Genomic DNA, 18,532 nt, shown 5'->3' on the forward strand with positions numbered 1-18,532 from the left:
ATAGCCGACAGCTATCGTGGCGAGTCGCTTCAGCCAGGCGAAGCGGCGGCTCACGCCTCGCCGTGCCCCGCGATCATCATTGCTTCCAGCGCCAGCCGGTCGACCTTGCGCATGCGCTCGGAGTCGGACTTCAGCTGGCCGCAGGCGGCGAGGATGTCGCGGCCGCGCGGCGTGCGGATCGGCGAGGCATAGCCGGCATTGTTGATGTAGTCGGCGAACTTCTCGATCGTCTCCCAGTCCGAGCACTGGTAGTTGGTGCCCGGCCACGGGTTGAACGGGATCAAATTGATCTTGGCCGGAATGCCCTTGAGCAGCTTGATCAGCCCCTTGGCGTCCTCGATGGAATCGTTGACGTCCTTCAGCATCACATATTCGAAGGTGATGCGCTTGGCGTTGGACAGGCCGGGATAGGCGCGGCAGGCGGCGATCAGCTCCTTGAGCGGGTACTTCTTGTTGATCGGCACCAACAGGTCGCGCAGGTCGTCATTGGTGGCGTGCAGCGAGATCGCCAGCATGACGCCGATCTCCTCGCCGGTGCGGAAGATTTCGGGCACGACGCCGGAGGTCGAGAGCGTGATGCGGCGCTTCGACAACGACAGGCCGTCGCCGTCGGAGGCGATCAGCAGCGCCTTCTTCACCGCTTCGAAATTGTAGAGCGGTTCGCCCATGCCCATCATGACGATGTTGGACACTTTGCGGCCCTCGGCCGGCACGATGGCGCCGTCCGGCGTATCGCGATCGGGAAAGTCGCCGAGCCGGTCGCGGGCGGTGAGCAGCTGGGCGAGGATCTCCTCCGCCGTCAGATTGCGCACCAGCTTCTGGGTGCCGGTATGGCAGAACGAGCAGGTCAGCGTGCAGCCGACCTGCGAGGAGATGCAGAGCGTGCCGCGGCCTTCCTCGGGGATATAGACGGTTTCGATCTCGACCGGCCGGCCGGCGCCGCGCGGCGGAAAGCGGAACAGCCATTTGCGGGTGCCGTCGGACGAAATCTGCTCCTCGACGATCTCCGGCCTGGCAACGGTAAAATGCTTGTCGAGTTCGGCGCGCAAATCCTTGGAGATGTTGAACATGCCGGCAAAGTCGGAAACGCCGCGCACATACATCCAGTGCCAGAGTTGCTGGGCGCGCATCTTCGCCTGGCGCTCCGGCACGGCGCCGGACGCCACTAGGGCCTCGCCGAGCTCGGCCCGCGTCAAGCCGATCAGCGACTGCTTTTCCGGCTGTGCGGCGCGGGCGCGCAATGCATCACGGGCGCCATCGGCGGTGAGATCGAATGAAAGGGTCATGGTTGCACTGATATAAGCGGTTTGCGGCCGATTTCACTTATCGTGCCGGACATGAAGCGCGGCGCATAGCACAGGTTGGGGCCGGAGTCATGCAGCGAGAATGCAACCCGATGCACGCTGGCTGACAGCCCGTTTCGATCATCCGCCGGCCTTGCCCCATCTTCCCGCTGCAAAAGAACCGATCACATGATCGTGTTTGCGTAACGATTCCCGTCGCGCCTTCGAAGTCTGAAGGGGGCAACTATGCCTCTACAAAATGGGAGTATGCAGAATGAACTCTATCAAGCTTGCCGTCGTTGCCGGCCTCGTCGGCCTTTCCGCCTCGCAGGCATTTGCCGAAGACGCGATGGGCACAATGACCATGATGAAGGGTGGAGAAGTGATGGCGATCATGCCGGACGGGCATATGGGCACCATGATGCCGGATGCAAAGATGGGCGCCGAGATGATGAAGATGGCCAAGCCGATCAAGCACTGCATGATGATGATGACCGACGCCAAGGGCAAAGCCTTCATGATCGATACGTCGACCAAGAAGGCTCAAGCCGAATGTGAAAAAATGGCCATGTGAGACTGAACCGCCGGCACACAAGCCGGCCTGAAAAAGCAAAAGGCCGGGCTTTGCGGCCCGGCCTGTCGTGCAAAACGACGCTTTGGCAAAACTAAGCTTTGCCTATCTGCCCTTTTTGCCTACTTGCACTTGGCGATCGAGGACAGCGCGGCCGAAATGCCTTTCAGCGAGAAGACATAGGAGGTGGGATTGCCGCGGCCGGACTTAGCCGTCACCTTCATGTCGGTGCCGGTCTTCATGGCGGCGATCAGCACCGGTTCCTCGGCGGCGTTCTCGACCCAGGCCGACTTACCCCGCGTGAACATCGAGAACGACTTCTTGTCGATGGTGACGGTGGCCTTGGAGCCTTCCTGGAAGGTGTAGCCGGCGATGAATTGCGGCTCGTAGGACACTTGCTGGCCGGGCCGCTGGCTGACGAAGAAGAACATGTCGCCATGGTCGAGCGTCGGCGGCTGCTTGTCGGTCGGCACGGTCAGGACATAGCAGACCTTGCCGCCCGATGCCTGGTAGCTGTAGGTGCCCCAGGCATTGTGCTGGCCGATCTTGGTCGCCGACTGCGCTAGTGCCGGCGCTGCCACGGCCACCAGGACCAGGCTCGAAACTGTAGCAATCAATCCGCGCATCGTTTTTCCCGTATTCCAAAGGTGCGGCGGCAGGCCGGCTTGGCGTCCTGCCCGTCGCTTCATTTTGATTTAATCTGGGTTACCAAACGGTGAATTTCCTTTGAGAAAAGGACCCGCACCCGAGGAAACCGCCGCCATTCCCGCGCCGCCGCCTTGCGAGCGGGTGGCGCGACGTCCCTTTCGCGACTTGGAGGCCACGAAAGCGGCAAGAGTTTGACTTTTTGCTTTGCCGCCAAACGCAGGCTCCAAAGGCATTTGCGCGGGCGCCGGCCTGCTCAGCCCTTGTCGGCGATAGCGTCCTTGGCGGCCTGCCGGTGCGCCGGCGTGATGTGGGCGCTGACCGCGGTGATCGCGGCGGTGAGCACGGCGATGTCGTCGGTGAAGCCAAGCCCGAGGACGAAGTCGGGGATGACGTCCACCGGCAGCACGAAATAGCCGAGCGCGGCCAGCAGAACGCCCTTGGCGCGCAGCGGCGTGTTCTTGTCCATGGCGCAGTAGTAGGCGGCCACGACCTCTTCCATGAAGGGGATCTGCCGCGCGGCTTTCTTCGCCGTGCGCCAGAATTTCTCGCGCACTTCGTTCTCGTCGCCCAGCTTGCCGCCAAAGCCGAAGAAGTCAAAACCGGATTGTTGCGCCATCAGTTTCTCCTTGCGAGCGTCCATGCGCATTCCAGCGCATGCCTCGCGAGCGAAAATGTGGTGAAACCCGACCCAAGCTGCAAGATGCCGGCGCCGATTTGGCAACCGCTGCGCGTTCAGCCACCGAAAAAGCGGTTCATCTTCTTCGCCAGATCAATATCGAGCGCGGTCACGCCACCGGCATCGTGGGTGTTCAGCGTCACGTCGACGGTCTTGTAGACATTCGACCAGTCGGGATGATGGTCCATCTTCTCGGCGGCCAGTGCCACGCGGGTCATGAAGGCGAAGGCTTCGGAGAAATTCGCGAAGGTGAATGTGCGCTTGATCGAGGCGCCATCGGCGGCCAGCGCCCAGCCGTCGAGACCGGTCAACGCGGCTTCAGCGGCTTCCCGGCCCAGTTTCTCTCTCGTCATGTCAGCTTCCCATGCTATTTCGACTGAAGTCGTCACCATAGCGTTGGATCGATGAGCGCGAAGCCCATAAATTCCATTCTCTTCGTCTGTCTCGGCAACATCTGCCGGTCGCCGCTGGCTGAGGGCGTTGTTCGAGCCGTGTTGGCAGAGCGTGAATCGGGCCGGGATATGCTGCTCGATTCAGCCGCAACCAGCGGCTGGGAGGTCGGCTCACCTCCCGATCCACGCTCGATCGCGGTTGCGGTGCGTCACGGCATCGACATTTCCCGGCAGAGGGCGCGCAAGGTCACGCCGGAGGATTTTCACCGCTTCGACCTGATCCTCGGCATGGACCGGTCAAACGTTCGTGACCTGAAAACGCTGGCGCCGCCGGCCATGCACGGCCGGGTGCACCTGTTCCTGGAGTTCGCCAAGGGCCATGTGGGCGACGTGCCGGACCCCTATTACGACGGGGCGGAAGCCTTCACGTCGGTCTACCGCATGATCCGCGAGGCGTCGGAGGCGCTGGCGACAAGGCTCGAAGCACGGGCGTCCTTGCCCGAAAGCGGCCAGGCTTCCTCGACGATGTAGGGGCCGCCGCCGACCGAATCGCGCGACGACATCAGCACGAAACGGCCGATGCGGAACGGCAATGTCGAGAAATTGCCACGTGCCGAGAGATACTGGGCGACGTCGAGCGGGGTGGAATTGCGCAGGCGCGCCAGCGTCACATGCGGCATGAACTTGCGCGGATCCGCGGGAATGCCGAGCCGCTGGCAGATGCGGTCGATTTCGCCCTGAAGGGCGGCAAGATCGGGCGAGGCGGAGGCACCCGCCCACACCGCGTGCGGCTTCTTCTGGCCGAAAGCGCCGACGCCGGACAGGGTCAGCGGGAAGGAGGGGCGGTGGACGCGGTCGAGTGCGTTGGCGATCTCGTCGGCGACATGACCCGGTACATCGCCGATGAAGCGTAGCGTCAGATGATAGTTTTCGACGTCGATCCAACGGGCCCCGGGCAGGCCGCCCCGCAGCAGGGACAGCGAAAGGGCGGCGTCACGCGGTATTTCGAGGGCGGTGAAAAGACGCGGCATGAAGAGCCTCCCTTCCTCGAATCGAATATTAGCCCTAGCGAATCATCGAAAATCAAACGGAGCAAGAGGTTTGTTGGTCACAGGCTTTGTTAAAAGTTTCCCCAACGGAAGCAATTAGTCCGATCTCACGAACCTCCCGGCGCCGCCGCGATCGCCTTTTCAACCGTCGGCAAGATGCGTTCGACCATCTGGTCGACGCCCTGAGGGCTCGGATGCAGGCCGTCCTCGAGTTGCATGCCGGGCTGACCGGCGACGCCGTCGAGAAAGAACGGATAGAGCGCAACGTCGTATTTCTTGGCAAGGTCGGGAAAGATGGCGTCGAAGGCGTTCTGGTAGTCGGCGCCGAGATTGGGCGCGGCGCGCATGCCGGCCAGCAGTACGGCAATCCTGCGGTCCTTGAGCTTGCCCATCATCTCATCCAGGTTCCTTCTGGCGATGTCGGGCGAGACGCCGCGCAGCATGTCGTTGGCGCCGAGTTCGAGGATGACCAGCTGCGTGCCGTCGGGCACCGACCAGTCGAGCCGCGCCAGGCCGCCGCTCGTCGTGTCGCCGGAGACGCCGGCATTGGCGACCGTCACGTCGTGACCCGCGGCGCGAAGGGCGGTCTGCAGTTTTTCGGTAAAACCCTGGTCCGGCCCAAGGCCAAAGCCCGCCATCAGGCTGTCACCGAAGCCGACGATCTTGAACGGCTCCGCACGCGCCGACGAACTGGCGCCGGAAATGGCGAGGAAAAGGATGAAGCCTGCGGCAATCAGGCGTTTGAAAGACATGCGGCAGGCCCCATATGACCAAGGAATTCTTCCGACGGCATCCGGCAAGCAGAGCCTTCATCCCTTGATATAGGACGCTTTCATTTTGACAGAAGCCGTCATCGCGCTGAAAGACGTATCGCTGACACTTGGCGAAGGGGCGTCGTCCGTGCATGTGCTGAAGGGTGTCAGCCTCGATGTGGCGGCTGGCGAGGCGACCGGCATCGTCGGCCCTTCGGGCTCGGGCAAGTCGACATTGCTCATGGTGCTGGCAGGCCTTGAAAAAGTCGATTCGGGTACGGTCCGAATCGCCGGCGTGCTGCTCAATGGCAAAACCGAGGACCAGATTGCCTCGTTTCGTGGCCGAAACATTGGCATCGTGTTCCAGTCCTTTCATCTCATTCCCAACATGACGTCGCTCGAAAATGTCGCGGTGCCGCTGGAACTCGCCGGCCATGCCGATCCGTTTTCTGTCGCGGCGCGCGAACTTGCGGCCGTGGGCCTGAGCGATCGCGTCACCCACTATCCCGGCGAATTGTCGGGCGGCGAGCAGCAACGCGTGGCGATCGCCCGGGCGCTGGCGCCGTCGCCGCGCATTCTCATTGCCGACGAGCCGACCGGCAATCTCGACCAGGCGACAGGGCGGCAGGTCGCCGACCTCTTGTTTGCCAAGGCGGCCGAGCGCGGCATGACGCTGGTGCTGGTCACCCACGATCCGGCATTGGCGGCACGCTGCTCGCGCCAGGTTTCGATGCGGTCGGGCCGGATCGAGGCGCCGGCACCCGTCAAGGTGACGGCTTGATACCGTTGTCGCGGACGCTGAAACTTGCGGTCCGCTTCTCGCTGCGAGAAATGCGCGGCGGCCTGTCCGGCTTCCTGATCTTCCTTGCCTGCATCGCGCTCGGCGTCGCGGCCATCGGCGGCGTCAACTCGGTGGCGCGTTCGATCTCCGCCGGTGTCGCCAATCAGGGCCAGACGCTGCTTGGCGGCGATCTCCGCTTCCAGATCAACCAGCGCGACGCCAGCCAGGCCGAGCGTGGATTCCTTGACGGGCTGGGGATCGTTTCGCGCACCGCCAGCATGCGTTCGATGGCGCGTCTCGCCGACGGAACCGACCAGGCACTGGTCGAGGCCAAGGCGGTCGACCATGCCTATCCGCTCTATGGCGCGCTTGAAACCGAGCCGGCGCTGTCGAAGCAGGAATTGTTCGGCGAAGAGTTCGGCGTTTTCGGCGCCGCCGCACCCGATCTGTTGTTCGAGCGGCTGCATCTGCAGATCGGCGACCGGCTGAAGCTCGGCACCGCCACCTTCGAACTGCGCGCCAGGCTGGTCACCGAACCGGATGCGGTGTCCGACGGTTTCGGCTTTGCTCCGCGGCTGATGATCTCGACCGAAGGGCTGGCGGCCACCGGGCTGATCCAGCCGGGCAGCCTGGTCGAAAACGCCTACAAGATCAGGCTGCCCGCCGATGCCGATGATGCGCGGCTCAAGGCCATCCAGGATCAGGCGGCCACGGATTTTCCGCAGGCCGGCTGGTCGATCCGCACGCGCAGCAATGCGGCGCCGGCGCTATCGTCCAACATCGAACGCTTCTCGCAGTTTCTGACGCTGGTCGGGCTGACGGCGCTGGTGGTCGGCGGCGGCGGCGTCGCCAATGCGGTGCGCGCCTATCTCGACGGCAAGCGCGGGGTTATCGCCACCTTCAAGAGCCTGGGCGCTTCGGGGGGCTTCGTCTTTGCCGTCTATCTGGTGCAGATCCTGATCATCGCTGCCCTTGGCATCGTGCTTGGTCTCGTGCTCGGGGCGCTGATGCCGTTCGCGGCCGGTGCCGCCCTCCACCAGGTCATTCCGGTGCCGGCGGAAGGCGGTTTCTATCCCGGCGCGCTCGGCACGGCGGCGCTGTTCGGCCTTTTGGTGACGCTGGCCTTCGCGCTGCTGCCGCTCGGCCGCGCACGCGATGTGCCGGCGACCGCGCTGTTTCGCGAGATGGGGCTCGAAGGCCGCGGCTTTCCGCGCCCTGCCTATGTTGCGGCGGCTGTCGGCATCGCGCTCCTGCTGGCGGCGCTGGCCATCCTGTTTTCGGGAGACCGCCGCATCGCCTCGATCTTCGTCGGCGCCACCATCTTCGCTTTCCTGGTGCTGCGCCTGGTCGGCGCCCTGGTGCAGTGGGCGGCTAGGAAGAGCCCGCGCGTGCGCTTCGTGGCGCTGCGGCTCGCTGTCGGCAACATCCACCGGCCCGGCGCCTTGACGCCATCGGTGGTGCTGTCGCTGGGGCTCGGCCTGACACTGCTGGTGACGCTGGCGCTGATCGACGGCAACCTGCGGCAGCAGATCTCCAGCAGCCTGCCGGAGCGGGCGCCGAACTTCTTCTTCGTCGACATCCAGAGCAGCGATGTCGATGCCTTTTCCGCGCTGATCGGCAAGCAGGCGCCGCAGGGGATGCTGGCCAAGGTGCCGATGCTGCGCGGCCGGGTGATGGCGCTCAACGGCGTCGATGTCGACAAGGTCAAGGTGCCGGCGGAAGGCGCCTGGGTGCTGAAAGGCGATCGTGGCCTGACCTATGAAGCCAAACAGCCGGACAACGCGACGCTGACCGAGGGCAGCTGGTGGCCGGACAATTATGCCGGCGAGCCGCTGGTCTCGTTCTCGGCCGTGGAAGGCAAGGAGATCGGGCTGAAGCTTGGGGATACCATTACCGTCAATGTGCTCGGGCGCAACGTGACGGCGAAGATCGCCAATTTCCGCCAGGTCGAATGGGAGACGATGGGCATCAATTTCGTCATGGTGTTCTCGCCCAACACATTCGCAGGGGCGCCGCATGGCTGGATGGCGACGCTGACCGAAAAGACCGCCTCGACGGCCGACGATGCGCGTATCCTCAATGCCGTCACCCGCGCCTTCCCGGCGGTGACCACGGTCCGGGTCAAGGATGCGCTCGACGTCGTCAACCGGCTGGTCGGGCAGCTCGGTACGGCAATCCGGGCAGCCGCCGGCGTGGCGCTGATCGCTTCGGTGCTGGTGCTGGCCGGCGCACTTGCCGCCGGCAACCGGGCGCGCATCCATGACGCGGTTGTGCTGAAGACGCTGGGCGCGACACGCACGACGCTGATTGCCGCCTTCTCGCTCGAATACATGCTGATCGGGCTCGCCACCGCAATCTTCGCCTTGGCGGCAGGTGCTGCGGCCGCCTGGTTCGTCGTCGCGCGCATCATGACATTGCCATCCCATTTCATGCCCGAGGTGGCGGTGGCGACCATTTTGTTTTCGCTCGTCATCACGGTCGGCATCGGTCTCGCCGGCACCTGGCGGGTGCTCGGCCACAAGGCCGCGCCGGTACTGCGCAACCTCTGATTATTCTCCGGACGCAAGTCCGACGCAAACCGCTGCATGCTTTGGAATTGCTTTGAATTTCGGCGGCGGGGACCCAGATTTGGTTAAATCGGAGTAATGTTGCGCCGCCAAAGGCCGGAAAACACGGATCGTGTACGTCTCACGAAGCATTACACCCGGTTACGGTCTTGTTCTTGACGCGAATAACCATCATATTTCGCCACAGGCATGCTGGAGCCCCGCCAGCGGCGCCTGGGTCCGGTGGACCCGACACCCGACGGGGCAGAAGCAATAGAGGACTCCCATGGCTGAACCCATTCGCAACTATCAGACGCGCGCCGTGCCCGGCGCCGGCGTTGATGCAGGCATCGATCAGGGCCTGCGCGCCTATATGATCAAGGTCTACAATCTGATGGGGCTTGGCCTCCTCATCACCGGTCTTGCCGCCGTCGGCACGATCATGCTGGCCACCACTACCGATCCGGCCTCGGCTGTCGCAACGCTGCCAAGCGGCGAGATGCTGACCTCCTTCGGCTACGCGATCTTCGGCTCGCCGCTGCGCTGGGTGGTGATGCTGGCGCCTCTGGCCGCGGTGCTGTTCCTGTCGTTCCGCGTCCAGTCGATGAGCGTTTCGGCGGCGCAGACGACGTTCTGGGTCTATGCCGGCCTCGTCGGTCTGTCGCTATCTTCGATTTTCCTGGTCTACACCACGGCCAGCATTTCGCAGACCTTCTTCGCGACCGCCGCGGCCTTCGGCGCGCTGTCGCTCTACGGCTACACCACCAAGCGTGACCTGACCGCCTTCGGCTCGTTCCTGATCATGGGCGTGTTCGGCATCATCATCGCGTCGGTGATCAACATCTTCCTGCACTCGTCGGCGCTTTCCTTCGCCGTCTCGGCGCTTGGCGTGCTGATCTTCTCGGGCCTGACCGCCTATGACACGCAGAAGATCAAGGAGATGTATTTCGAGGGCGACGCTTCGGATGTCGCCGGCCGCAAGGCGATCATGGGCGCGCTGACGCTCTACCTCGACTTCATCAACCTGTTCATGTTCCTGCTGCAGTTCATGGGCGACCGCCGCTAGTTAGCAGCGACGCTTGGACCATTGAGTTCCAGAGGGCGGCCCAACGGCCGCCCTTTTCTTTTGTGTCGGGTTTTGCTGTTATTGCGGCAGAATAACGGCATGCATAAATAATGAGCAGTATCATCATGCGGCCCGCAACGGCGGCTGACCTCGACCGGATCACGGAAATCTATGCCGACGCGGTCAGCCAGGGCACAGCGAGTTATGAGCTGGAGCCGCCCAGCCGCGCCGAGATGGGCGAGCGATTCGACACTTTGATGGCTGGCGGCTTTCCCTATCTGGTGGCAGAAAAGGACGGCGCCGTGCTCGGCTATGCCTATGCCGGCGCCTTCCGGCCGCGCCCGGCCTACCGCTTCATCGTCGAGGATTCGGTCTATGTGGCGCCTGAGGCCAAGGGCCAGGGGGTCGGGCTGTTGCTCATGCAAAGCCTGATCGAGTCCTGCCGGGCGGCGGGCTTCCGTCAGGTCATCGCGGTGATCGGCGACGGGCGGCCGGACAGCGCCTCGGTGCGACTCCACGAAAAGCTCGGCTTTCGCCATTCGGGACGCCTCGAAGGCTCCGGCTACAAGCACGGGCGCTGGCTGGACACGGTGTTCATGCAGCTCCCGCTGAACGGCGGGGCGCTCGCTCCACCCGATCCCGATTCGCTGCCGGAGCAAAAATTCCGCCAGCAAAAATAAGCGGTTAGGCCTCGACGAGCTTCAGCTTGCTGTCGAAGATGCCAAGTACGCGGCCGAGCTCCTGGCCGCGCTTGAGGATGCGGCCGCCGGCGGCAATGACGGCAAAGGCGCCCTGCTTGCGTGCCAGTTTCGGGTCCTTGACGATCTGGAACAGCGGCACTTCGCTGGTGCGGCGGAACACAGAAAACACCGCCCGGTCGGTGAGATGATCGATGGCGTAGTCGCGCCATTCGTTGGCGGCCACCATGCGGCCGTAGAGCCTCAGGATCTGATCCAGTTCACGCCGGTCGAACCGCACCGGCTGATCGAGGCGCTCAGGTCGCGCCTCGTGCAGCGGGATCAATATTGCGGATGCGTCACCATCCCCCGTCCCGCCGCTGTCGTCAGTCATGCCTCGATCCTTCAAAATGAATCTTTGCCAACCAAAGTTGGCGCGTTCGCAGCTGAATTGCAAGACCGGCGAAGCAGGGCGGAGGCGCGCTGTTTCTGCAACGTCCAGTCACTTTTATGAAACGCCTTGTTGGAATTGGTGATGCTTCGCCACATTCTCGCCATTTTTTATCCGCGCTCATGCCCCAATGTCCGACGAGTTTACCCGCGTTGCCTGAGACGGTTCGGTCCGGCACCGGCTCGTAAACCCCAAGCCCCCCGCCCACGGGTCTGCGTCGGATCGAACCAACCTCGGTCTTTCTTCGGAAGGATCGGGTGCGACGATCCCAAAACCTAAATGACCGACGTCAGAAGCAAGCTGACGTCGGTTTTTTGTTTTCGGGGCGGAGCGCGGGGCAATGCGGCGAGGCAGAGCACGATCGTTTTTCTAAGCGATCCTTCCCACCCCCTCTGTCCTGCCGGACATCTCCCCCGCAAGGGGGAGATCGGATTTCACTTCTGCTTTCGCCAATCTCCAATGGTCGAACAAGATGGCGAACATGACAAAGCTGCCAATCTCCCTCCTTGCGGGGGAGATGTGGCCGGCAGGCCAGAGGGGGGTGCTGTCCCGCCGACATCAAGGTCCTGTAAAGCTGTGGCGTCAGCGCATCGTTGCCTTGCCCCTGCCCTGCCTCAGGATGACGAAATGACGATCGTCTCGCTATCGGCGAAACGGAACGCGTCAATCGAGATGTGAAAGCTTCAAGGCTTGTGAATGAAGGCAGCGCCCAGAATGGGGCCGGGCAGGCCATCCCTGCCGACCGACTGCAGCAGCACGGCGCAGCCGCCCTTCTTGGAGATCTCGCTCATCGGCAATTCGTAGCGCTGCGCCTTGCCGTGCCACATGCCGGCGGTCTGGATGCCCGAGACCGCGTTCCAGTAGGTCAGCTTGCGGCCGGTGTTCTCACCCTGGCCGATCTTGACCGTCTGCGGCGGGTCGAAATAGACGATGACGACATGGGCATCGCTGGGACCGTTTCCTGCATCGCCGGCGTCGATCATCACGCGGTCGCTGGTCCGGCTGACCTTGACGGCGACCCGCATGCCCTGGCCGCTCTTGGCCATCCGCGCCAGCGCGCCATCGACATCGACGCGGCTGGCGCCGTTGACATGGACGCGGCCGTTTATCACGGCCTGCGGCGTGTAGACGGAGCGGCTGCCGAAGGCGCGCATATAGTCATTTTGCCGCTCGGTGTTCTCCTTGCGGCTCAGCGTGTCCTGCCAGCCGAGATAATCCCAGTAATCGACATGGTAGGCGAGCGCGACGATGTCTTCCTTGGCGGCCAGCTCGGCGAACAACGCATCGGCCGGCGGACAGGAATTGCAGCCCTGGCTAGTGAACAGTTCGACCACGCCCAACGGCCTATCTATCTGAGGTTTGTCGGCCTGCGTCTTGCCGGGCTCGGCGGTTTGGCCGGTGCCGGCAACCGCTGAGAAGGCCAGCGCAAGGGCCGCCAGCCACAATGTCTTTCGCGAGGCCATGGTCATTCCGATTCCCGCCGGTGGCGCCGGCTTTATTGTCGTTGCTGGAATATGTGGCAGAAGCGGAAGTCAACGGGAAGTCACGTTGCGGTGAAATTTTTGCCGTTGCAACCGACCGCAGCGGCGCAATAGGAGAAGGGCTCGCAGTTCAGGGTAGAAACCGATTCGGGCGGCAATCACGATGTGGCAAACTCTTTCGGCGCCGATCGATCTCTATTGCGAGCGAACCGGGCCGGAACTCTGGTCCGAGCCGGTCAACGCCCTGACAAACCTTGCCTTCATCGCCGCCGGCCTGTGGGGCGTGCGCGAAGTGCGAAGGCTGCGCACCGGCACCTTCGCCGAGGTGCTGGCCTGGTGGGTGGTGGCGATCGGCATGGGCTCGACGATCTTCCACACCTTCGCCACCAGGGGCACGGTCTGGGCCGATGTGCTGCCGATCGCCGGCTTTACGCTGGCCTATACGCTGTTCAACCTGCGCCGCTTCCTCGGCATGCAATGGGGCAAGGCGATCGCCATCTTCGTCGCCTTTTACGTGGTTGCCGGGCTGCTGACGCTGGCGGTGCCGGACTGGCTTCGCCAGGCCTCGAACGGCACGACGGGCTACCTGCCGCCGTTCCTGGCGCTCGCCTTCTTCGGCATACTGGTGGCGGCCAGCGGCAATCGCGCCGGCTGGTACAATCTGGCGGGATCGGCGATCTTCGTCGTGTCCGTCATCTGCCGGATGGTCGACCCGCTGGTCTGCGCCGGCTTCCCGCTCGGCACGCATTTCCTCTGGCACATCCTCAACGGACTGATGCTCGGCGTGCTGCTGGCCGCAGCGGCGCGCTTCGGTGCGCCGAAAATTAGGGCAGTAAAGGAGTAGGGCGAAGCTGCGGAGATTACTTCCCCTACTGCCCTACTGCCCTATTCCCTCACTATGCCGCCAGATCGCGCAGCACGTATTGCAGGATGCCGCCGTTCTTGAAGTAGTCGAGTTCGTCCAGCGTATCGATCCGGCAGATGATCGGCACGTTCTTCACCGTGCCGTCGCCATAGGTGATTTTGGCGGTCATCGTCTGGCGCGGCTTGATGGTGCTCAGCCCGTCGATCTCGACCAGCTCGTCGCCTTTCAGGTTGAGCGACGCCCAGGACATGCCGTCTTCGAAGACGAAGGGGATGACACCCATGCCGACCAGGTTCGAGCGATGGATGCGCTCGAAGGACTGGGCGATGACGGCGCGCACGCCGAGCAGATTGGTGCCCTTGGCCGCCCAGTCGCGCGACGAGCCGTTGCCGTATTCGACACCGGCGAAGATCACCAGCGGCACGCCTTCCTTCTTGTATTCCATGGCCGCGTCGTAGATCGATTCCTCTTCCTTCGACGGGTAGTGGATGGTGTAGCCGCCCTCGCGGCCATTCTCGCCCAGCATGTGGTTGCGAATGCGGATGTTGGCGAAGGTGCCGCGCATCATCACCTCGTGGTTGCCGCGCCGCGTGCCGTACTGGTTGAAGTCGGCGACGCCGACGCCATGGTCGGTGAGATATTTGCCGGCCGGCGAGGCCGCCTTGATCGAACCGGCCGGCGAGATGTGGTCGGTGGTGATCTTGTCGCCGAACAGGCCGAGCACGCGGGCGCCCTTGATGTCGCCGATCTTGCCGAAACCGGCGGTCATGCCGGCGAAATAGGGCGGGTTCTGCACATAGGTCGAGTTGTCGTCCCAGGTGTAGGTCTGGCCTTCCGGCGCCTCGACGTTCTGCCAGTATTCGTCGCCCTTGAAGACGTCGGCATATTTGCGGGCGAACAGCTCGCGGGTGACGTTCTTCTCGATGAACTCCTGGATCTCGGCCGAGCTCGGCCAGATATCCTTGAGGTAGACCGGATTGCCGTTCTTGTCGTCGCCGATCGGCTCCGTGGTGAGGTCCTTGGTGACGGTTCCAGCCAACGCGTGCGCGACGACCAGCGGCGGCGAGGCGAGATAGTTCGCCTGCACGTCGGGCGAGACGCGGCCTTCGAAGTTGCGGTTGCCGGACAGGACCGCGGCAGCAATCAGGCCTTTTTCATTGATGGTCTTCGAGATCGGCGCCGGCAGCGGGCCGGAATTGCCGATGCAGGTGGTGCAGCCGAAGCCGACCAGGTTGAAGCCGATCTGGTCGAGCTCCTTCTGCAGGCCTGACTTTTCCAGATATTCGGCGACCACCTGGCTGCCGGGGGCCAGCGAGGTCTTGACCCACGGCTTCTGCTTCAAACCAAGGCGGTTGGCGTTGCGGGCGAGCAAGCCGGCGCCGATCAGCACGCTCGGGTTCGAGGTGTTGGTGCAGGAGGTGATGGCGGCAATGACGACGTCGCCATGGCCGAGATCGTGGTCGGTGCCTTCGACGGCGTAGCGCTTGTGGATCTCGGCGGCCTTCTTGTATTCGGTCTCCATCGCCTTGGCGAAGCCTTCCGGAATGCCTTCCAGCGCGACGCGGCCTTCGGGCCGCTTGGGGCCGGCCATCGACGGCACGACTGAACCAAGTTCCAACTCGAGCAGGTCGGTGAACACCGGGTCGGCCGAGCCGGTGTCGCGCCACAGGCCTTGCGCCTTCGAATAGGCCTCGACCAGCGCGATGCGATCCTCGCTGCGGCCGGACATTGTGAGATAGCGGATGGTTTCGCTGTCGACCGGGAAGAAGCCGCAGGTAGCGCCGTATTCGGGTGCCATGTTGCCGATGGTGGCGCGGTCGGCCAGCGTCATGTTGGACAGGCCGGGGCCGAAGAACTCGACGAACTTGCCGACGACGCCCTTCTTGCGCAGCATCTGGGTGACGGTGAGCACGAGGTCGGTGGCGGTGACGCCTTCCTTCAGCTTGCCGGTGAGGCGGAAGCCGATAACCTCGGGCAACAGCATGGAGACAGGCTGGCCGAGCATGGCCGCCTCGGCCTCGATGCCGCCGACGCCCCAGCCGAGCACGCCAAGGCCGTTGATCATCGTGGTGTGCGAATCGGTGCCGACGCAGGTGTCGGGATAGGCGGTGGTTTCGCCGTCCTCGGTGTTGGTCCACACCACCTGGCCGAGATATTCGAGGTTGACCTGATGGCAGATACCGGTGCCGGGCGGCACGACACGGAAGTTGCGGAACGCCTGCTGGCCCCATTTCAGGAACTTGTAGCGCTCCTCGTTGCGCTCGTATTCGAGCTCGACATTGCGCGCGAAGGCCAGCGGCGTGCCGAATTCATCGACGATGACGGAATGGTCGATGACGAGGTCGACGGGAACCAGCGGGTTGATCTTCTGCGGATCGCCGCCGAGCGAGGCCATGGCGTCGCGCATGGCGGCAAGGTCGACCACGGCCGGAACGCCGGTGAAATCCTGCATCAGCACACGGGCCGGGCGATAGGCGATCTCGACGCCGGCGGTGCCCTTGTCGGTCAGCCAGCCGGCAACCGCCTGGATCGATTCCTTGGTGACGGAGCGGCCGTCTTCGTTGCGCAGCAGGTTCTCCAGCAGCACCTTCATCGAATAGGGCAGCTGGGCAATGCCGGTGAGGCCGTTCTTCTCGGCCTCGATGAGATCGAAATAGACATACTCCGTACCGCTTGCGGTCAGTGTGCGGCGGCAATTGAAACTGTCGAGGGATTTTGACACGTGCGATCCTTGTCTGTTCAGCCTGAAAGGGAACGGACGCCGATGGCATGCAATCACGCGCAAAGGTGCGGGTACGGCCATTTCCGCTGTCCGTTCCCAAGCAACCCGAGCCGTTCAAGGCGGCGCGTGCGCTGGTTCGGCGCTAATTCTGTTCCCGCGCCGACCGCTGGCACGGATGCACCGCATATAGAGAATTTTCTGGAATAGTTCTAGACAGTTGCAAAGCAAATTTGTGCGATGCGGCAGCTACCGCGACACATGATTTTCAAGGCAGGCGAGGGATGCGGCTGATCGCCGAAAATCTGGGCGGCGAACGCGGCGGCGACACGGTGTTTTCCGGCATCGGCTTTGCCCTGGAGGACGGGCAGGCGCTGGTCGTCACCGGGCCGAATGGTGCCGGCAAATCGACCCTGTTGCGGGTCATCGCCGGGCTGCTGCCGGTGGCCGAAGGCAGCGTGCGGATCGAAGGCGTTGTGAAGATTGAACGCGTTGTGGAGATTGAAGACAGGGGCGAGGCATTTCCGTCGATCGCGTCGGCCTGTCATTACCTAGGTCACCAGAACGCAATGAAGCCGGTGCTCAGCGTGGCGGAAAATCTGCGCTTCTGGCGGTCTTTCAATGGCGATGGACATGCCGACGTCGAAGAAGCTCTGGAAACCGTCGGGCTGGGCGGCATCGGCCACCTGCCCTTCGGCTATCTCTCGACCGGACAACGGCGGCGCGCGGCGATCGCCAAACTGCTGGTCAGCCACCGGCCGCTATGGCTGCTCGATGAGCCGACGGCGGGACTGGACAAGGCTTCGGAGGGGCGATTTGCGCAGCTGATGGGGAAGCATTGCGGAGAAGGTGGCATGATCGTTGCGGCAACGCATTTGCCGCTGGGACTGGATGGGGCGAAGGAGTTGAGGATGGGCGAGTAATGTCGGTGTTTCCGCCCACCCCCCTCAGTCCTGCCGGACATCTCCCCCGCCATCTTCGGAAAGAAGGTGTTCGACGCACTGTGACGCCTCGCCCATGCTAGCCCTCTTCCTGCGCGACATCCGCCTGAACATCCGTGCCGGCGGCGGGGCTTTGACTGGCGTCATCTTCTTCCTCGCCGTCATCGCCACCATCCCGTTTGGGGTCGGGCCTGACCTCAAGCTGCTTGCCCGCATCGGGCCGGCGATCCTGTGGATCGGCGCGCTGCTCTCTTGCCTGCTTGGCCTTGACCGGCTGTTCCAGGCCGACCGCGAGGACGGTTCGCTCGATCTGCTGGTTCTGGGCAACGATCGCCACATGCTGGCCTTGACGGTGCTGACCAAATGCCTGGCGCATTGGGCGGGCAGCGTGCTGCCGCTGGTGGTCGCCGCGCCCTTGCTTGGCCTGTTCATGAACATGGAGCCGCTCAGCATCGGCGCCACGGCGCTGACGCTGCTGGTCGGCACGCCGGCGATCACCTTTATCGGGGCGGCCGGTGCGGCGGTGGCGGTGGCGCTGCCGCGTGGCGGGCTGCTGATCTCGGTGCTGGTGCTGCCGCTGACCATCCCGGTGCTGATCTTCGGCGTTTCGGCGAGCTACGGCGCGACGGCCAATCCCGCTCCGTTTCTGCAGCCCTTCCTCATTCTTGCCGCGCTGACCCTGTTTCTTGCGGTGCTGGGCCCGGTGGCCGCGGCGCTGGCGCTGCGTCATGGAACGGATTGAGGTGACATCAAAGGCTGCGGCGCGGCGACCGATTGCGAAGCCGATGGTGCGGGGCTAAGGGAAGGCATGTTCGAATTGGGCGACATGACCGGTTTGGAAAGTGGCACCTTGGCGGGGCCTGCCGCATGAGCGCGCACGCCCTCTACGTGACGGCCGCCTATACGATCACCGCCGTGGTCCTGGCCGGGCTGGTCGGCTGGATCCTGCTCGACCAGCGGGCGCGCAAGCGCGAGCTCGCCGAACTGGAAGCGTCAGGCGTGCGGCGGCGTTCCGACAAGGGTGCCAAGCCATGAGCACAGAGACGGAAACGCCGCCCCGCAGTCGCCGCCTGTTCGTGATTTTGCCGCTGCTGGTCTTCCTCGGCCTGGCCGGACTGTTCCTGGCGCAGCTGTTGTCGGGGCGCGATGTTTCGGAAGTGCCGTCGGCGTTGATCGGCCTGCCGGCGCCCCAGACCAACCTACCGGAGCTGGAGGGCATCAACTTGCCCGGGCTCGATTCGAAATCCTTCGCCGGCAAGGTCACGCTGGTCAACGTCTTTGCGTCATGGTGCGCGCCGTGCCGCGAAGAGCACCCGGTGCTGCTGGCATTGGCGCAGGACAAGCGTTTCGTGATGGCGGCGCTGAACTACAAGGACCAACCGGAAAACGCCCGCCGGTTCCTCGGCGATCTCGGCAATCCTTTCCAGGCGATAGGGGTCGACGAAGCCGGCCGCACGGCGATCGACTGGGGCGTCTATGGCGTGCCGGAAACCTTCGTCATCGGCAAGGATGGCAAGATCGCCTACAAGTATGTCGGTCCGCTGACGGCCGAGGCGGCACGGATGGTGTTGTTGCCGCAGATCGACAAGGCACTGGCGGCGCATTGATATTCAGACGATACCGGCCTGCAAAAG

General features: G+C 63.6%; 20 protein-coding genes. 11 read left to right on the plus strand and 9 right to left on the minus strand.

Annotated features, from left to right (window positions below; genetic code table 11):
* Positions 1-50: 50 nt before the first annotated feature.
* Positions 51-1,286 (minus strand): dual-specificity RNA methyltransferase RlmN, encoded by a 1,236-nt coding sequence (rlmN, locus tag AC0ZT5_RS16455; protein ID WP_184872636.1) that lies wholly within the window; start codon positions 1,284-1,286, stop codon positions 51-53.
* A gap of 271 nt (positions 1,287-1,557) precedes the next feature.
* Here rlmN and AC0ZT5_RS16460 point away from each other — a divergent pair, with 271 nt between their 5' ends.
* Positions 1,558-1,857, plus strand: coding sequence for a hypothetical protein (locus AC0ZT5_RS16460; protein ID WP_488497286.1), 300 nt, complete (start codon positions 1,558-1,560; stop codon positions 1,855-1,857).
* Positions 1,858-1,976: 119 nt separating this feature from the next.
* Here AC0ZT5_RS16460 and AC0ZT5_RS16465 read toward each other — a convergent pair whose 3' ends face one another.
* From AC0ZT5_RS16465 to AC0ZT5_RS16475, 3 genes are all read right to left on the minus strand, one after another.
* Complete coding sequence (locus AC0ZT5_RS16465) at positions 1,977-2,480, minus strand: invasion associated locus B family protein (protein ID WP_457152049.1); 504 nt, start codon at positions 2,478-2,480, stop codon at positions 1,977-1,979.
* Positions 2,481-2,755: 275 nt separating this feature from the next.
* A complete protein-coding gene (locus AC0ZT5_RS16470; RefSeq protein WP_488497453.1) occupies positions 2,756-3,118 on the minus strand; it encodes a YkvA family protein in 363 nt (120 codons plus the stop codon).
* A 116-nt stretch (positions 3,119-3,234) separates the two neighbouring features.
* Positions 3,235-3,531, minus strand: a complete 297-nt coding sequence (locus AC0ZT5_RS16475; RefSeq protein ID WP_457152048.1) for a 4a-hydroxytetrahydrobiopterin dehydratase — start codon at positions 3,529-3,531, stop codon at positions 3,235-3,237.
* A 51-nt stretch (positions 3,532-3,582) separates the two neighbouring features.
* Between AC0ZT5_RS16475 and AC0ZT5_RS16480 the strand changes: the two genes are divergently transcribed.
* Positions 3,583-4,101 carry a low molecular weight protein-tyrosine-phosphatase gene (locus tag AC0ZT5_RS16480; RefSeq protein ID WP_488497287.1) on the plus strand — a complete coding sequence of 173 codons (519 nt, stop codon included), beginning with the start codon at positions 3,583-3,585 and terminating at the stop codon, positions 4,099-4,101.
* On the opposite strand, the gene thpR is transcribed toward AC0ZT5_RS16480, so the two are convergent.
* Entirely contained in the window at positions 4,005-4,601 is a 597-nt protein-coding gene (gene thpR, locus AC0ZT5_RS16485) for an RNA 2',3'-cyclic phosphodiesterase (RefSeq protein ID WP_095083984.1), read from the minus strand. The genes AC0ZT5_RS16480 and thpR overlap by 97 nt on opposite strands.
* Positions 4,602-4,726: 125 nt before the next feature.
* Positions 4,727-5,371 (minus strand): arylesterase, encoded by a 645-nt coding sequence (locus tag AC0ZT5_RS16490; protein WP_488497288.1) that lies wholly within the window; start codon positions 5,369-5,371, stop codon positions 4,727-4,729.
* An 85-nt stretch (positions 5,372-5,456) separates the two neighbouring features.
* Here AC0ZT5_RS16490 and AC0ZT5_RS16495 point away from each other — a divergent pair, with 85 nt between their 5' ends.
* From AC0ZT5_RS16495 to AC0ZT5_RS16510, 4 genes are all read left to right on the plus strand, one after another.
* Positions 5,457-6,152: an ABC transporter ATP-binding protein gene (locus tag AC0ZT5_RS16495; protein ID WP_488497289.1), complete on the plus strand. Its 696-nt coding sequence runs from the start codon at positions 5,457-5,459 to the stop codon at positions 6,150-6,152.
* Positions 6,152-8,701: an ABC transporter permease gene (locus AC0ZT5_RS16500; protein WP_488497454.1), complete on the plus strand. Its 2,550-nt coding sequence runs from the start codon at positions 6,152-6,154 to the stop codon at positions 8,699-8,701. Before AC0ZT5_RS16495 ends, AC0ZT5_RS16500 begins: the two co-directional genes overlap by 1 nt.
* 283 nt (positions 8,702-8,984) lie before the next feature.
* Positions 8,985-9,764, plus strand: coding sequence for a Bax inhibitor-1/YccA family protein (locus tag AC0ZT5_RS16505; protein ID WP_095083988.1), 780 nt, complete (start codon positions 8,985-8,987; stop codon positions 9,762-9,764).
* Between the two features lie 110 nt (positions 9,765-9,874).
* Positions 9,875-10,444: a GNAT family N-acetyltransferase gene (locus AC0ZT5_RS16510; protein ID WP_488497290.1), complete on the plus strand. Its 570-nt coding sequence runs from the start codon at positions 9,875-9,877 to the stop codon at positions 10,442-10,444.
* A gap of 4 nt (positions 10,445-10,448) precedes the next feature.
* Here AC0ZT5_RS16510 and AC0ZT5_RS16515 read toward each other — a convergent pair whose 3' ends face one another.
* Entirely contained in the window at positions 10,449-10,835 is a 387-nt protein-coding gene (locus tag AC0ZT5_RS16515; RefSeq protein ID WP_477284391.1) for a DUF2794 domain-containing protein, read from the minus strand.
* A gap of 740 nt (positions 10,836-11,575) precedes the next feature.
* Positions 11,576-12,361 (minus strand): DUF1223 domain-containing protein, encoded by a 786-nt coding sequence (locus tag AC0ZT5_RS16520; protein WP_477284393.1) that lies wholly within the window; start codon positions 12,359-12,361, stop codon positions 11,576-11,578.
* 175 nt (positions 12,362-12,536) lie between these two features.
* Here AC0ZT5_RS16520 and AC0ZT5_RS16525 point away from each other — a divergent pair, with 175 nt between their 5' ends.
* On the plus strand, positions 12,537-13,217 hold the full coding sequence (locus AC0ZT5_RS16525; RefSeq protein WP_488497291.1) for a ceramidase domain-containing protein: 681 nt from the start codon (positions 12,537-12,539) through the stop codon (positions 13,215-13,217).
* A 52-nt stretch (positions 13,218-13,269) separates the two neighbouring features.
* Here the strand turns inward: AC0ZT5_RS16525 and acnA are convergent, their stop codons facing one another.
* Positions 13,270-15,960 carry an aconitate hydratase AcnA gene (acnA, locus tag AC0ZT5_RS16530; RefSeq protein WP_488497292.1) on the minus strand — a complete coding sequence of 897 codons (2,691 nt, stop codon included), beginning with the start codon at positions 15,958-15,960 and terminating at the stop codon, positions 13,270-13,272.
* 281 nt (positions 15,961-16,241) lie between these two features.
* On the opposite strand from acnA, the gene ccmA reads away from it, so the two are divergent.
* The 4 genes from ccmA (at position 16,242) to AC0ZT5_RS16550 (ending at position 18,505) form a co-directional block, all read left to right on the plus strand.
* On the plus strand, positions 16,242-16,880 hold the full coding sequence (gene ccmA, locus AC0ZT5_RS16535) for a heme ABC exporter ATP-binding protein CcmA (protein WP_488497293.1): 639 nt from the start codon (positions 16,242-16,244) through the stop codon (positions 16,878-16,880).
* A 94-nt stretch (positions 16,881-16,974) separates the two neighbouring features.
* Positions 16,975-17,640, plus strand: coding sequence for a heme exporter protein CcmB (gene ccmB / locus AC0ZT5_RS16540; protein ID WP_488497294.1), 666 nt, complete (start codon positions 16,975-16,977; stop codon positions 17,638-17,640).
* Positions 17,641-17,765: 125 nt separating this feature from the next.
* Positions 17,766-17,933: a heme exporter protein CcmD gene (gene ccmD / locus AC0ZT5_RS16545; protein ID WP_095083995.1), complete on the plus strand. Its 168-nt coding sequence runs from the start codon at positions 17,766-17,768 to the stop codon at positions 17,931-17,933.
* A complete protein-coding gene (locus AC0ZT5_RS16550; RefSeq protein WP_488497295.1) occupies positions 17,930-18,505 on the plus strand; it encodes a DsbE family thiol:disulfide interchange protein in 576 nt (191 codons plus the stop codon). The genes ccmD and AC0ZT5_RS16550 overlap by 4 nt, the downstream gene beginning before the upstream one ends.
* The last annotated feature ends 27 nt before the right edge of the window (positions 18,506-18,532 follow it).

This window comes from Mesorhizobium sp. CNPSo 4670 (assembly GCF_057784235.1).

What these genes read in the sequence shown, in the direction of transcription:
- rlmN (WP_184872636.1), bottom strand. Translation starts at nt 1,286, where the DNA reads ATGACCCTTTCATTCGATCTCACCGCCGATGGCGCCCGTGATGCATTG.
- AC0ZT5_RS16460 (WP_488497286.1), top strand. Translation starts at nt 1,558, where the DNA reads ATGAACTCTATCAAGCTTGCCGTCGTTGCCGGCCTCGTCGGCCTTTCC.
- AC0ZT5_RS16465 (WP_457152049.1), bottom strand. Translation starts at nt 2,480, where the DNA reads ATGCGCGGATTGATTGCTACAGTTTCGAGCCTGGTCCTGGTGGCCGTG.
- AC0ZT5_RS16470 (WP_488497453.1), bottom strand. Translation starts at nt 3,118, where the DNA reads ATGGCGCAACAATCCGGTTTTGACTTCTTCGGCTTTGGCGGCAAGCTG.
- AC0ZT5_RS16475 (WP_457152048.1), bottom strand. Translation starts at nt 3,531, where the DNA reads ATGACGAGAGAGAAACTGGGCCGGGAAGCCGCTGAAGCCGCGTTGACC.
- AC0ZT5_RS16480 (WP_488497287.1), top strand. Translation starts at nt 3,583, where the DNA reads ATGAGCGCGAAGCCCATAAATTCCATTCTCTTCGTCTGTCTCGGCAAC.
- thpR (WP_095083984.1), bottom strand. Translation starts at nt 4,601, where the DNA reads ATGCCGCGTCTTTTCACCGCCCTCGAAATACCGCGTGACGCCGCCCTT.
- AC0ZT5_RS16490 (WP_488497288.1), bottom strand. Translation starts at nt 5,371, where the DNA reads ATGTCTTTCAAACGCCTGATTGCCGCAGGCTTCATCCTTTTCCTCGCC.
- AC0ZT5_RS16505 (WP_095083988.1), top strand. Translation starts at nt 8,985, where the DNA reads ATGGCTGAACCCATTCGCAACTATCAGACGCGCGCCGTGCCCGGCGCC.
- AC0ZT5_RS16510 (WP_488497290.1), top strand. Translation starts at nt 9,875, where the DNA reads ATGAGCAGTATCATCATGCGGCCCGCAACGGCGGCTGACCTCGACCGG.
- AC0ZT5_RS16515 (WP_477284391.1), bottom strand. Translation starts at nt 10,835, where the DNA reads ATGACTGACGACAGCGGCGGGACGGGGGATGGTGACGCATCCGCAATA.
- AC0ZT5_RS16520 (WP_477284393.1), bottom strand. Translation starts at nt 12,361, where the DNA reads ATGACCATGGCCTCGCGAAAGACATTGTGGCTGGCGGCCCTTGCGCTG.
- AC0ZT5_RS16525 (WP_488497291.1), top strand. Translation starts at nt 12,537, where the DNA reads ATGTGGCAAACTCTTTCGGCGCCGATCGATCTCTATTGCGAGCGAACC.
- ccmA (WP_488497293.1), top strand. Translation starts at nt 16,242, where the DNA reads ATGCGGCTGATCGCCGAAAATCTGGGCGGCGAACGCGGCGGCGACACG.
- ccmB (WP_488497294.1), top strand. Translation starts at nt 16,975, where the DNA reads ATGCTAGCCCTCTTCCTGCGCGACATCCGCCTGAACATCCGTGCCGGC.
- ccmD (WP_095083995.1), top strand. Translation starts at nt 17,766, where the DNA reads ATGAGCGCGCACGCCCTCTACGTGACGGCCGCCTATACGATCACCGCC.
- AC0ZT5_RS16550 (WP_488497295.1), top strand. Translation starts at nt 17,930, where the DNA reads ATGAGCACAGAGACGGAAACGCCGCCCCGCAGTCGCCGCCTGTTCGTG.